General features: G+C 33.5%; 12 protein-coding genes. 8 read left to right on the top strand and 4 right to left on the bottom strand.

Features of this window, described 5'->3' with window-relative positions; all coding sequences use genetic code 11:
• The 7 genes from WC622_RS12265 to WC622_RS12235 all read left to right on the top strand — a co-directional run.
• The coding region (locus tag WC622_RS12265; protein WP_372819988.1) for a transketolase family protein at positions 1–632 on the top strand (632 nt) is incomplete at its 5' end.
• Positions 633–638: 6 nt separating this feature from the next.
• Positions 639–1,190: an RNA polymerase sigma factor gene (locus tag WC622_RS12260; protein WP_372819987.1), complete on the top strand. Its 552-nt coding sequence runs from the start codon at positions 639–641 to the stop codon at positions 1,188–1,190.
• 41 nt (positions 1,191–1,231) lie between these two features.
• Positions 1,232–1,858: a hypothetical protein gene (locus WC622_RS12255; RefSeq protein ID WP_372819986.1), complete on the top strand. Its 627-nt coding sequence runs from the start codon at positions 1,232–1,234 to the stop codon at positions 1,856–1,858.
• A gap of 9 nt (positions 1,859–1,867) precedes the next feature.
• The gene (locus tag WC622_RS12250; protein ID WP_372819985.1) at positions 1,868–2,314 is read left to right on the top strand and encodes a hypothetical protein; all 447 of its coding nucleotides are present in this window, start codon (positions 1,868–1,870) and stop codon (positions 2,312–2,314) included.
• A gap of 112 nt (positions 2,315–2,426) precedes the next feature.
• Positions 2,427–3,623 carry an aspartate aminotransferase family protein gene (locus tag WC622_RS12245; protein WP_372819984.1) on the top strand — a complete coding sequence of 399 codons (1,197 nt, stop codon included), beginning with the start codon at positions 2,427–2,429 and terminating at the stop codon, positions 3,621–3,623.
• A gap of 11 nt (positions 3,624–3,634) precedes the next feature.
• On the top strand, positions 3,635–4,312 hold the full coding sequence (locus WC622_RS12240) for a response regulator transcription factor (protein ID WP_372819983.1): 678 nt from the start codon (positions 3,635–3,637) through the stop codon (positions 4,310–4,312).
• 3 nt (positions 4,313–4,315) lie between these two features.
• Positions 4,316–5,635, top strand: a complete 1,320-nt coding sequence (locus WC622_RS12235; RefSeq protein WP_372819982.1) for a sensor histidine kinase — start codon at positions 4,316–4,318, stop codon at positions 5,633–5,635.
• Positions 5,636–5,886: 251 nt separating this feature from the next.
• Here the strand turns inward: WC622_RS12235 and WC622_RS12230 are convergent, their stop codons facing one another.
• Positions 5,887–6,804, bottom strand: coding sequence for a DUF58 domain-containing protein (locus WC622_RS12230; protein ID WP_372819981.1), 918 nt, complete (start codon positions 6,802–6,804; stop codon positions 5,887–5,889).
• A 287-nt stretch (positions 6,805–7,091) separates the two neighbouring features.
• Here WC622_RS12230 and WC622_RS12225 point away from each other — a divergent pair, with 287 nt between their 5' ends.
• On the top strand, positions 7,092–7,349 hold the full coding sequence (locus WC622_RS12225) for a VOC family protein (protein ID WP_372819980.1): 258 nt from the start codon (positions 7,092–7,094) through the stop codon (positions 7,347–7,349).
• A 105-nt stretch (positions 7,350–7,454) separates the two neighbouring features.
• Here WC622_RS12225 and WC622_RS12220 read toward each other — a convergent pair whose 3' ends face one another.
• The 3 genes from WC622_RS12220 to dnaE all read right to left on the bottom strand — a co-directional run bounded on the left by WC622_RS12220 (position 7,455) and on the right by dnaE (position 13,636).
• Positions 7,455–8,666: a PQQ-dependent sugar dehydrogenase gene (locus WC622_RS12220; protein ID WP_372819979.1), complete on the bottom strand. Its 1,212-nt coding sequence runs from the start codon at positions 8,664–8,666 to the stop codon at positions 7,455–7,457.
• A 130-nt stretch (positions 8,667–8,796) separates the two neighbouring features.
• On the bottom strand, positions 8,797–9,114 hold the full coding sequence (gene trxA / locus WC622_RS12215) for a thioredoxin (RefSeq protein WP_131555611.1): 318 nt from the start codon (positions 9,112–9,114) through the stop codon (positions 8,797–8,799).
• Positions 9,115–9,205: 91 nt separating this feature from the next.
• Positions 9,206–13,636 carry a DNA polymerase III subunit alpha gene (gene dnaE, locus WC622_RS12210; protein ID WP_372819978.1) on the bottom strand — a complete coding sequence of 1,477 codons (4,431 nt, stop codon included), beginning with the start codon at positions 13,634–13,636 and terminating at the stop codon, positions 9,206–9,208.
• Positions 13,637–13,860 lie beyond the last annotated feature (224 nt).

Raw genomic sequence — 13,860 nt, 5'->3', positions numbered from 1 at the left:
GTGCATCACACGAAGGTTTAACACTTGGAGAAGATGGGGCTACTAACCAAATTTTAGAAGATATAGGTTTAATGAAAATGTTGCCAGGCATGGTTGTTATCAATCCTTGCGATTATAACCAAACCAAAGCAGCAACACTTGCCATTATGGACTATGAAGGGCCAGTTTACTTACGTTTTGGTCGTCCAGTTATTCCTGTGTTTACACCAGAAGATCAAAAATTTGAAATTGGTAAGGCTTGGATGGTAAATGAAGGAAAAGATGTAACTATTGTTGCAACTGGCCACATGGTTTGGAGAGCAATTGAAGCTGGAGAAAAATTAGCAGATTTAGGAATTGATGCTGAGATTATAAATATCCACACAATTAAACCTTTAGATGATGCTGCAATTCTTAAATCTGTTAAAAAAACAGGTTGTATTGTAACTTGCGAAGAGCACAATAAATTTGGAGGTTTAGGAGAAAGTGTTGCTCGTTTGTTAACTACTGAATATTTGGCACCACAAGAATTTGTGGCAGTAAATGATAGTTTTGGCGAAAGTGCTACACCAGATCAGTTAATGACTAAATACAAATTAGATCCATCTGATATTGTAGCGGCTGTGCAAAAAGTAATGAAAAGAAAAGCATAAAAATAGATGAAGCAAGTTGAAGATGCCGAAATATTACAAAAATTTAGTGTAGAAAAAACACGAAATGAAGCCTTCAACTTGCTTTTATCTAAATATCAACAAAAAATATATTGGCACATTCGTAGATTGGTAATCGATCACGATGATACTGATGATTTAGTTCAAGAAACCTTTGTTAAGGTCTGGAAAAATCTGGCCAATTTCAGAAGCGACTCACAGCTTTATACCTGGATTTATAGAATTGCTACTAACGAATCCATCACTTTCTTGAATAAGAAAAAACTGAAGAATAATATTTCATTAGATGATGTAAGTGGTGAATTGGCCGAAAGCCTTACTGCTTCCTCTTACTTTGATGGTGATAAAGCACAACGCAAACTTCAAGAAGCAATTTTAACCTTACCAGAAAAACAGCGAATAATTTTTAACATGAAGTATTTCGACGATATGAAATATGATGAAATTTCTGAGGTTTTAGGCACAAGTGTAGGTGCTTTAAAAGCTTCATTTCATATTGCAGTTAAAAAAATTGAAAGTATTTTACTAAATGAAGATTAAGTATTAAACCTTTTACATTAAAATCTATCAATAGTTATATCATGAATAAAAAAGATGAAAATATGGAATGGGAAATGGAGGCTTCGCACTTAGCGAGTTTGCCAAGAACTACACCATATAGTGCGCCAGATAACTATTTCAACGATTTAACAACACGTATTAATCAGTCTGTTTTTGTAGATGGATTAATGCAAAAAGAAAATCAAGGTTTTACGGTCCCTCAAAATTATTTTGAAGATTTAGGTACTCAAATAGAAAGCCGTATTGCCGTAGATCAATTAAATGCCTTAGTTAAAACCGATGGATTTAAAACCCCCGTTAATTATTTTGACAAACTAAATGCTGATATTTTAAGTAAAACTTCAGGCAAAGTTCAAAAAACAAAAGTTGTTCGCCTGTGGCAGACAGATTTTATTAAATATGCTTCTGCTGCTTGCTTTATTTTGCTAACTGCATCAGGTTTATATTTTAATCAGCAAAACACATTAAAAGAAAATAATACAGCAGAATTAGCTAACGAGCAACTATTATATGATATTGATGAAAGCGTAATTATTGATCATATACAAGAAAGCCAAGCGCCTACTACAGTTTCTGCCTCAGATACAGAAATGGAAAACTATATTTTAAATCATTTCTCATCAAGTGATTTATCGAATAACTTATAAAATTTAGAGATGAAAAACTTAATTATTGCACTATTTATTTTATTACCAGGTTTAGCTTTTGCACAAGGGCCAAGAATGGGCGATGAAAAAATGGAAGCTTACAAAATAACCTGGCTAACTACAAAACTTGATCTCTCTGCAGATGAAGCTAAAGTATTTTGGCCTATTTACAACGATTTTACTAGAGAACAAAATGCATTGCGGAAAGAACGGATGCAAAAAATGATAAGTTTTAGAAAAATCAAAGAGATTGAAGATTTAACAGATGTTCAAATTCAAACACTAATTGTAAATGACTTTGATTTTAAACAAAGAGAACTTAACATAGAGAAAAAATACTATAATAAGTTTAAATTAAATTTACCCATTAAAATTGTAGGAAAGTTTTATAGAGCGCAAGAAGCATTCAAAAAAGAATTACTTAACCGTTTTAGAAGCGGTCAGCCAAAACAATAATAATTAATTAATTTTTAGAAAATCCCGTATGTATTAACGTATGGGATTTTTTATTTTACATTATTCTGCTCGGATAAAATAATTAAGATTTCAAAAAAGCTTAATTTGCACCATGCAAACACAACGTCAGTTATTTTTAAAACATAATGCTCAAACCTCTGAAACTCCACTTTTGTTAGAATTTGTAAAAGCAAAAGGTATGTACATGTATGACCAATCTGGTAAAAAATACATGGATTTAATTGCTGGTATTGGCGTTAGTAATGTTGGGCATTGCCATCCCACAGTTGTGGAAGCAGTAAAAAAACAAGCAGAAACGTATATGCATTTAATGGTATATGGTGAGTTTGTGCAAAGCCCACAAGTTGATTTCGCAAAAACCTTAGCATCGGTTTTGCCAGAAAGTTTAAACTGCACTTACTTTGTAAATTCAGGAGCCGAAGCCGTTGAAGGGGCAATGAAATTGGCAAAAAGATATACCAATCGGACAGAATTAATAGCCTGCAAAAATAGTTATCACGGTAGTACACAAGGCGCTTTAAGTTTAATGGGCAATGAAGAGTTTAAGCAAGCCTATCGTCCGTTATTACCTGATATTCTGTTTATAGAGTTTAATCATTTACCTGATTTAGAAAAAATAACCACTAAAACTGCCGCAGTTTTTATAGAAACCATGCAGGGCGAAGCAGGTATTAGAATTCCAGATTCAAATTATATAAAAGCCTTACGAAAAAAATGCAATGAAACTGGAACGCTTTTAGTTTTTGATGAAATTCAATGTGGATTTGGTCGTACAGGAAAGATGTTTGGTTTTGAACATTTTGATGTTGTTCCGGATATTTTATTATTGGCAAAAGGTATTGGTGGCGGAATGCCGATTGGTGCCTTCATCAGTTCTTCACAAATAATGACGGTATTTACAAATAATCCAGTTTTAGGACACCTTACTACTTTTGGAGGGCATCCTGTAAGTTGCGCAGCTGGATTAGCCACCTTAGAAACTATACTGATAGAAGATTTAATAACTGAAGTGGAACAAAAAGGAGAATTATTTAAATCATTGCTAAAACATCCTTCTATTGTAGGAATTAGAGGAAAAGGACTGATGTTAGCTGTCGAATTTGATAGTTATGAGACCAATAAAAAAATTATTGATGGTTGCATTGAAGATGGAATTATTACCGATTGGTTTTTACATTGCAGTAATTCTATGCGTATTGCTCCACCTCTAATTATTACCAAAGATGAAATCCAAACGGCTTGTAACATCATCTTAAAAAACATAAATTCAGTTTGTGATCTTAATTAACAATTGAACTAATGAACGTATTAATAGTTGAAGATGAAAAAGGCTTGGCGCTTGAAATGGATGAATTCTTAAGTAGAGAAGGATATATTGTTGAGCATGCTTGGAAAAAATCATCTGCCGAAGAAAAGATTTTCGTTAATAATTACGATTTCATTCTCCTAGATTTAGGTTTGCCAGATGGCGATGGTTTCGAAGTACTTAAGCAGTTGAAAAACTTAAAAAATCGCGATGATGCAGTAATTATTTTAACGGCTAGAAGCGCAGTTGATGACCGTATTAAAGGTCTAGATAGCGGCGCAGATGATTATTTAGCAAAACCTTTTTCATTAAATGAATTACTTGCCCGAATGCATGCAATTATTCGTCGCAAACATAAATTGGAAAAGAATGAAGTTAAAATTCATGATTTTTTGCTAGATATTCAAAATCGTACCGTTACATTTCAAGACGAAAGAGTTCCTTTAACTAAAAAAGAATATGAAATTTTTAATTATCTCGTATTAAATAAAAATAGAGTAGTTTCTCGAATAAGTTTAACTGAACACGTTTGGGGAGATATTTTAGAGGTAAACTCTGATTCTAATTTTGTAGATGTACATGTAAAAAATCTACGAAAAAAATTAACGCAATGCACCAAAACCGACTGGTTTGAAACTGTTCGCAGCATTGGTTATCGAATTAATTATTAACCAATGAAACTGCAAGCGAAATTTGCTTTATACAATGCCATCACCAAAATAGCGGTGATTTTGGTGTTAGGAGCAATTATTTTGCTCTCTTTAGAAACCATTTCCTTTCATCATTTAGATGGTCGTCTTACTAAAAAAAGGTTAAAAGTAATTGAGAATTTGAGCGATAGTGAAATTGATAGCTTACTAAGAAATCGACATTCATTTACAGATTACAACATTTTAAAAGATGAATTCATTGTTCTAAATGCAATTCCAAGTGTTGGAAAAATTGATACAAGCATATTCTTTACTACAGAACGACGCGAAATTGAGGGAGATATAGAAATTTACCGAATTCTTAATGATCAATTCGAATACAATAATAAACGCTATAAATTGGAATTAGGTGAAGCCATGACGGCTATGGAATCTGTAAAGACTACTATTAGGTTTTACATGCTAATTGTATTAATTGGATCCTTGTTGGTTACGCTACTTACCGATTATGCTTTTACCAATCTTATTTTAAAACCATTCTATAAAATTATAGATCAAAAGCTAAACAAGGTAAATGATCCTACTTCCTATAATTATGAAAACATTCCAACTAATACGACAGATTTTAAAATATTAGACAATAGCATTAATTCGCTCATGCGAAAAATTGCAAATTTATTTTTGCTAGAAAAACAGTTTATTGCCAACGTTTCTCATGAATTGCTCACTCCAATTTCTATTCTAAGTGGTCGATTAGAAAATATTTTAGCTGCAGAAAATTTGCCTGTTGAGCATGAAAATAAAATTTTAGCTTCTTTAAAAACGTTAAATCGCTTAAAAGTAATCATCAATAGTTTGTTATTAATCTCTAAGGTAGAAAATGAACAATACCTAAAAAAAGATCAAGTCTCAATTCAACAAGAGTTAATTGATATTTATGAAGATTTAGAAGATCGCATTATAGACAAACAAATTATTTATAGAAATGAAATTAAAGAGCATTTTACCTTCATAGGAAATCAGGCGCTAATTCATACTTTATTAATTAATATTCTTAATAATGCTATAAAGTATAATGTAAATAAGGGTTCAATAACTATACATGATGAATTAACGCTTGCAAAATATATCCTAACCATTGAAGATAGTGGAATGGGAATGGAAAAAGAGAATGTGGCCAATGCGTTTAAACGATTTGAAAGAGAAAATAGTGATAATGAAGATGGATTTGGATTAGGTTTAGCTATTGTAAATAGCATCGCAAAATTTCATCAACTAAACATTTTTATTCAGTCCGAAAAAGGCAAAGGAACTACTGTTACAGTAGAATTCCCAATTAATTAGAAGTTAACTAAATGGTATTCAATACACTACAAACTTCATAAAATCTTCATAATTGAACGGCATCTTTGAGTAACAAAACATCAGAAGCGATTTCCGTTTTGTTATCTAATAAAACTCATCAATAGTTTTTTAGTTTTCCGGTTACCCTTATCTGAACCTTCCTTTATTGAAAAATACAGGAAGGTTTTTTGTTTACATATCATTTCTTCAAGCTCAGGATGACAAATGAACTAATCATACCGTGAGCTACATTACGCCATTTTTTGTCGCTTAATTAAATATGCTTGCAATACCTGATTAAAACCTGCATTGATATCTGCGTCAATCATATCAATTTTATATTGAGCACATTTCAATGTTAGCTTTTGACGATAAGTGCTCATTTGTTCTAAATAGGCATCTTTAACTTTAGAAGTATGAACTTTTAAAGTTGCACCCGTTTCCATGTCAATAAATTGATGTGGGCGATTAGCAAAATCGAAATCAACTTCCTTATTTTTATCGGTAACATTAAAAATAACAACCTCATGCTTATTAAATTTCAGGTGTTGCAAAGAAGAAAATAAAGCCGATATTTTATCTTCATCATGCACTGTATGTAGCATATCGCTAAACACAATTACCAATGAACGTTTGTGAATTAGCTCCGCAATTTGATGCAATGCTAAAGCTAAATTAGTTTGTACATTCATTTTTGGCGCTTGCAAAACCTGCTCCAATTGTGAAAATAAATACTTTTGATGTGTACCCGTTGATTTAGCCTGTGTATTTAAACTCAATTGGTCTGTAAATAAGCTTAAACCAAAAGCATCTCGTTGTTTCTTCAATAAATAAATTAATGCAGCTGTACTTTGCACTGAAAAAGTCAATTTATTATACTGATTATTGGGAAAATACATTGACGAAGAGGTATCAATTACAAACTGACAACGTAAATTGGTTTCTTCCTCATAACGCTTACTAAAAAGCTTATCTGTTTTGGCAAATAGTTTCCAATCTATGTTTTTTACGCTATCTCCAGTATTATACAAGCGATGCTCAGCAAACTCAACCGAAAATCCGTGAAAAGGGCTTTTATGCAATCCAGTTATAAAACCTTCAACCACTTGTCTGGCTAAAAGTTCTAAATTGCCCAAACTTCCCTCGCTTTGATAATTGATTTGCTGCATTAGGTAAAACTAATAAATTATGGATTACTATATGTGGTTATTTCGATTAAATGTATCGTGAAGTTTGTAGCTGGTAATCAATATTAAAATTTTATCTGCTGGCATCTCCACCTACCGAAATTTTACTAAATTTATCACGTCGGTTAGACAATATTATTTTATAACCTATGAAAAAAGCGATTTTTATAATCCTAATTACAGCTATTGCATTTTGTTCTGGCTTCGCATTTAAAAGTATACTATCACAAAATAAACATATAAGAATGAAAAAAGTAACAGGCATTTGAGTGGTTGAAGGCTCAGACAGTACAAAGAAAGCACAAACACAATGGACACCATTTTCTGAAAAAACAAAATACTTTGAACCTTCAACTAGAGAGTTCATGATTAATTACAGAGTTGAAAATTTAGAACTTCTAGTTGAAGAATTAAAAAAAGAGGGAGTAACGATAGTTGACACTATCGAAACTTATGATTACGGCAAATTTGTACACATTCTTGATGCAGAAGGAAACAAAGTTGAATTATGGGAGCCTAAGGATTAAGAAAAAAATGATAGCATACAAAAAAACCTATCAAGAATTTTGATAGGTTTTTTAAGCACTTGATAGTTTTATAAACTCTGATATAAGCGAACTATAATAGATCGATTACTTTTTTGTTATTTTATACAAATTACCACCATCAGTTACCGCATATAAAGCTCCGTCTTTCCCTTCTACTAAATCTCTAAAACGCTCACCTTTATCTTCTAACAATCTTTCTTCGCCAACTACTTTATTGTTTTTAAGTACTAAACGAATAATATGTGAGCCACTTAAAGCGCCAACAAATAAATTTCCTTTCCACTCAGCAATGTGGTTGCTATTGTAAAATGCAATGCTTCCAGGAGAAATAACCGGATTCCAATAATAAACAGGCTGTTCCATTCCAGCTTTTTGCTGAATACCATCTCCTACTTTTTGACCACTATACTCTGTTCCGTAAGTGATAATTGGCCAACCGTAATTTTTGCCAGGTTTTATTAAATTAATTTCATCACCACCTTTTGGACCAAATTCAGCTTCCCATAAATCGCCTGTTTGTGGATTAATTGCCAACCCATCAGGATTACGATGCCCATAAGAATAAATTTCTGGTCTAGCATCAGCCTTACCTGCAAAAGGGCCATTCGGTACTGCTTTCCCTTGTGGTGTTAAATGAAGGATTTTCCCCAAAGAAGAATTTAAATATTGTGCTTGTACTCTAATTTGTTTATCGGAGCGTTCTCCTGTACTTACAAATAAGTTTCCATTTTTATCAAAAACTATTCTTGAGCCGTATTGAAGTTTGCCAGTATGAGCTGGTGTTGCTCTATAAATGATTGTTTGATTCTCTAGTGTAGTTTCGTTAGCAGATAATTTTCCTTTCGCAATAGCTAATAAAACTCCTTTACTTTGCGGCTCAGAATAAGCCCAGTACACCATTCTACTTTTTGCAAAATCTGGTGCTAAGGTTACGTCTAAAAGTCCTCCTTGTCCAGAATCATCTACTTTAGGAAGTGCAGTAATTGTTTTAGACAATGTTCCATTTGCTAATAAAATAACCATTGTACCACTTTTTTGAGTGATAAAAAATCTTCCATCTGGCATTACTGAAATTCCCCAAGGATTTTCTAGCTTTTTATTAATGACCGATACTGTAAGTGGTGTTGCCGTTTTAATTGCTTTTATTCTAGTTTGACCTTCAAATGCAGGTTTATAATCTGCAGAAGGCTTTCCTTTTTCAACTGAATTTTGTGCCGAAACATTCGTTTCATTTACACAACTAAATAAAAAGCTTACTGAAAGTAGGCTTAATAATGGCAATTTAATTATTTTCATAAAATGGGATTTACTTAAAAGAACAAAAAATTATTTATAATAAAAAATCCGAACTCAATGAGATCGGATTTAAATATATATATTCTCTTAAAAACTACTATTTAAGATTGTATTTCGCAAAATGAGAAGCTTATAATTGCTTATCTAATTTACCAGCTAATACTGATTTTGGAACTGCACCAACTTGTTTATCAACAACTTCACCATTTTTAAAGAACAATAAAGCAGGGATATTGCGTATGCCAAATTGCGTTGAAATTTGAGGGTTATTATCAACATTCACTTTTCCAACTAATGCTTTTCCTTCGTATTCTTTTCCAATTTCATCTACAATTGGACCAACCATACGACATGGGCCACACCATTCTGCCCAAAAATCTACCAACACTGGTTTGTCTGATTTTAATACAAGCTCCTCGAAGTTTGCATCTGTTATTTCTAAAGCCATAACTTATTTTTAAATTTATATACAAATATATTATCAATTGTAATGCCATCAATAGGTTACTGTCAATTTGACAATTCACCTACTTTTAGTATTAATTTAGTTTATAGTTTACAACATTCAGTTTCGTTAATTGTTCTAAAAATTGATTATTAGGGTTTATTTTTAAAGATTTTGAAGGAAGCTCTAACTTCAAATTCTGCTCTCTATCATAAACTTCAAAATTCAATTTACAATTATGTCGCTCACTTCCTTCTTTGTTCTCTTGCAAAATCACATCTATTTTCTGCATTAACTCATCATTAATTTCTTCAATAGGCACTTGAATGGTAATGCATTTCGTCAGTTTATCACGTAATTCTGACAGTAAATCTATTGACGTAACTTTAAACTCCCAATCGCCTTCCTTTCTAAAACGTTCTCCAACTCTACCTCTAATTTGCAAGAAATATCCTTCTGTTAAAAACTGTTTAAATTTCAAGAAATCATCCCCAAACAATGCAATTTCGCAACTGTCATCATAATCTTCAAAAATAAAAGTACCAAATGGCTTCCCTGTTTTTGTAATGCGCTGCGAAGCCAAAACTACCAATCCACCAACTACTAAATCTCTATTTTTTAAAGCTTCGAACTCTGTTAAAATTTCTTCGTTGGTATCACCACTTCTAATTTTATTTACAATAGCTAAATGTTTAACCGAATGCTGGCAAAAATGGTTCAATTCAAAACGGTAATCATCTAACGGATGTCCTGACAAGAAAATTCCAATTGCATCCTTCTCATATTTCAATCGATCAATTAATCCCCACTCTGGAGAAACTGGGAAAGTTGGTTCTAAGATTAAATCGGCCTTTGAGCCTCCAAAAAGCGAGGCCTGAGATGAACTCTCATTATTCTGGAAATCGTTCGCATATTTAATCAACTTCTCAATTCCATTCATTTTATCGTTGGCACCAATGTAAAAATACTGTGCCCTATGGAAACCAAAAGCATCAAAAGCACCACTATACACAAAACTTTCGTATGCTTTTTTATTTACAATCCGTGTATTAGAACGTTTTGAGAAATCAAAGACCGTAGTATAAGGTCCATTTTCTATCCGTTCTTCAATAATACTTTCTACCGCCTTTTCTCCCACTCCTTTTACTGCCGACATACCAAAGCGAACTTCGCCTTTGGCATTTACGGAGAATTTTAAATCAGATTCATTTACATCAGGACCCAAAACTGTAACGCCCATTTGCCGACATTCTTCCATAAAAAATGCCACCTGTTTAATATCACTCATGTTATTGGAAAGTACAGCAGCCATGTATTCTGCTGGATAGTTTGCCTTTAAATAAGCGGTTTGATACGCAATCCAAGCGTAGCACGTAGAGTGAGATTTATTAAACGCATATTCAGCAAAAGCTTCCCAATCCTTCCAAATCTTTTCTAAAACCTTATCATCATGACCTTTTGCTGCAGCTTGTTTAATAAATTTAGGCTTCATTTTATCCAACACATCGCGTTGTTTTTTACCCATCGCTTTACGCAACACATCAGCTTCACCTTTGGTAAAATCTGCTAATTTTTGCGATAAAAGCATTACCTGCTCTTGGTAAACTGTAATTCCGTATGTTTCTTTTAGTAATTCCTCACAAGCTTCTAAATCGTATTTTATTTCTTCTTCACCATTTTTTCTTTTTACGAAACTAGGAATATATGCAATTGGTCCGGGGCGATACAGTGCGTTCATTGCAATTAAATCTCCAAAAACAGTTGGTTTTAATTCTTTCATGTACTTCTGCATCCCCGCACTCTCGTACTGGAAAATGCCGACTGTTTCGCCACGTTGAAAGAGCTCGTAGGTTTTTACATCATCTATCGGAAAAGTATCTGGATCTAAATCAATACCATGTCTTTTCTTCACCAATTTAACAGTGTCCTTAATGAGAGTTAATGTTTTTAACCCCAAGAAGTCCATTTTTAATAAGCCAGCGCTTTCTACAACCGAGTTATCGAATTGTGTAACATATAAATCAGAATCTTTTGCTGTAGCTACTGGAACGAAGTTGGTAATGTCATCTGGTGTAATAATTACTCCACATGCATGAATACCTGTATTTCTTAATGATCCTTCTAAAATGATAGCTTGCTCAATGGTTTCTGCACTTAAATTTTTAGCAGCAGCTAGCGCTTTTAACTCTATAATTTTTTCATACTCATCTGGTCGCAAAGCGGATTTTAAAGACTTTTCATCCAAGTTAAAAATCTTGGCCAGCTTCATATTTGGTATCAGCTTCGCTATTTTATCTGCCTCAAAAAGCGGTAAATCTAAAACCCTTGCCGTATCACGGATGGATGATTTTGCCGCCATAGTACCATACGTAATAATCTGCGCTACCTGACTTGAACCATACTTATTGATTACGTAATCCATTACACGACCACGACCCTCATCGTCAAAGTCAATATCAATATCGGGCATGGAAACACGATCTGGATTCAAGAAACGCTCAAATAGCAAATCGTACTGTAAAGGATCAATATTCGTAATCCACAAACAATACGCTACTACTGAACCCGCTGCAGAACCACGACCAGGTCCAACAGAAACATCACGACGACGAGCTTCAGCAATAAAATCTTGTACAATTAAGAAATATCCAGGATAGCCCGTTTTTTCAATGGTCGCTAATTCGAAATCTAAGCGCTCAATGATTTCTTCAGTTAATTCTCCATATCGTTTTTTAGCGCCTTCGTAACTTAAATGTCGTAAATATTTATTCTCACCACGCTTACCGCCATCTGTTTGATCATCTTCTACTAAAAACTCTACAGGGATATCAAATTTTGGAAGTAAAACTTCACGAGCCAATTCGTACGCTTCAATTTTATCTACAATTTCTTGTGTGCTTAAAATCGCTTCTGGCAAATCTGCAAAAAGTGATTTCATCTCCTCTGCAGATTTAAAATAATATTCTTGATTTGGCAGGCCGTAGCGATAGCCACGACCACGACCAATTGGTGTTGCTTGTTTTTCTGCATCTTTTACACACAACAAAATATCATGTGCATTAGCGTCTTTTTTATTGATGTAATAGGTATTATTGGTGGCTACTAATTTAACAGAATGTTTACTGGCCAAAGCAATTAAATCAGTATTTACACGGTCTTCATTTTCTTGACCATGACGCATTAATTCTATATAAAAATCATCATTAAATTGTTCTTTCCACCAAATTAAAGCTTCTTCTGCTTGCTTCTCACCCATGTTTAATAATTTACTAGGGATTTCTCCTTGCAAATTACCCGAAAGCACAATTATATCACTTTTATACTGTTCAATTATATTTCTATCAATACGAGGAACGTAATAAAAACCTTTGGTATAAGCAATTGATGACATTTTGGCGAGGTTGTGATACCCTTTTTTATTCTTTGCCAATAACACCACTTGATACCCATTATCTTGTCGGGTTTTATCTAAATGATTATCACAAACAAAAAATTCAACCCCAACAATTGGTTTTACTAGTTGAGCTGTTAGTTCTTCGCCTTTTGATAAAGCCTCTTCATTTTTCGTTTTAGCTTCCTTATTGTGTTTACTTACTGCGCTCACAAAGTGGAAAGCGCCCATCATATTTGCATGATCAGTTAATGCAACAGCAGGCATATTTTGTACGGCTGCAGCTTTTACTAAATCAGGAACACTAATGGTACTTTGTAAAACTGAAAATTGAGTATGATTATGCAAATGCACAAAATTTGCATTTGCTAATTCTTGTTTATTACCTGCTAAAGTTTGTTTAGAAATGCCACCAGTTTCTGTTCCTTGTAAACGTTTTCTAATTTCAGCCGATGCTGCCTTTAAATTGATATGCTGTAAACCAGCAGCTTCAATAAGCGGGTTATTTTCTTTAAAACGCAGGAAATAATCGGTATCAACCAATAACTCTTCTTTTTTAAAGATTTCTTTTTTAATCAATTCTAAAAAGCAACGCGTAGTTGCTTCCACATCCGCAGTTGCATTGTGTGCTTCGGCAAATGGAACGCCAAAAAGATATTGATGTAATTCTGTTAAAGTTGGCAATTTAAAACGACCACCCCTACCGCCAGGAATTTTCAATAAATCAGCAGTAACTTCTGTACAGGTATCTAAAACTGGCATATTGGCCATCGGACTTTCAACGTTTAAACGGTGAAATTCACAACCCATAATATTTACATCAAACCCAACATTTTGACCAACCACAAATTTTGCTTTTCCAAGGGCGATGTTAAATTTTTCTAAAACTTCTGCTAATTCAATTCCTTGATCTTGTGCTAATTCTGTAGAAATACCATGAATTCGTTCTGCATCATACGGAATATTAAATCCCTCTGGCTTTACCAAATAGTCCTGATGCTCAATTAGTTTCCCCATCTCATCATGCAACTGCCATGCAATTTGAATGCAACGGGGCCAATTATCAGTATCAGTAATAGGCGCATTGTAATTACGTGGTAAACCAGTCGTTTCGGTATCAAAAATCAGGTACATAGTGGGAATTATCGTGGAGATCAAAAATAGAGAAATTACCTCGTTAACTTGTCAGCAAATTATCAACAATACCACAAAAAATAGAAGAGGTAAAAGGCAAGATGGAAGATGTGTGGAGAAGGAATATTGACTTGTTGAATTGCATATCAGCCGGTCTCTCACCTGCCGAAACCTAGAGTTAAACAGATAGTCATGGTCGGTTAGAAACCATTAGGTCAAAAGGT

This window comes from Pedobacter sp. (genome assembly GCF_041662865.1).
GTDB lineage: Bacteria > Bacteroidota > Bacteroidia > Sphingobacteriales > Sphingobacteriaceae > Pedobacter.
The sequence above is the reverse complement of the archived record's forward strand: the minus strand, read 5'-3'. Positions and strand labels throughout refer to the sequence as shown.

Coding starts and splice junctions, on each gene's coding strand:
- WC622_RS12260 (WP_372819987.1), top strand. CDS start 639: ATGAAGCAAGTTGAAGATGCCGAAATATTACAAAAATTTAGTGTAGAA.
- WC622_RS12255 (WP_372819986.1), top strand. CDS start 1,232: ATGAATAAAAAAGATGAAAATATGGAATGGGAAATGGAGGCTTCGCAC.
- WC622_RS12250 (WP_372819985.1), top strand. CDS start 1,868: ATGAAAAACTTAATTATTGCACTATTTATTTTATTACCAGGTTTAGCT.
- WC622_RS12245 (WP_372819984.1), top strand. CDS start 2,427: ATGCAAACACAACGTCAGTTATTTTTAAAACATAATGCTCAAACCTCT.
- WC622_RS12240 (WP_372819983.1), top strand. CDS start 3,635: ATGAACGTATTAATAGTTGAAGATGAAAAAGGCTTGGCGCTTGAAATG.
- WC622_RS12235 (WP_372819982.1), top strand. CDS start 4,316: ATGAAACTGCAAGCGAAATTTGCTTTATACAATGCCATCACCAAAATA.
- WC622_RS12230 (WP_372819981.1), bottom strand. CDS start 6,804: ATGCAGCAAATCAATTATCAAAGCGAGGGAAGTTTGGGCAATTTAGAA.
- WC622_RS12220 (WP_372819979.1), bottom strand. CDS start 8,666: ATGAAAATAATTAAATTGCCATTATTAAGCCTACTTTCAGTAAGCTTT.
- trxA (WP_131555611.1), bottom strand. CDS start 9,114: ATGGCTTTAGAAATAACAGATGCAAACTTCGAGGAGCTTGTATTAAAA.
- dnaE (WP_372819978.1), bottom strand. CDS start 13,636: ATGTACCTGATTTTTGATACCGAAACGACTGGTTTACCACGTAATTAC.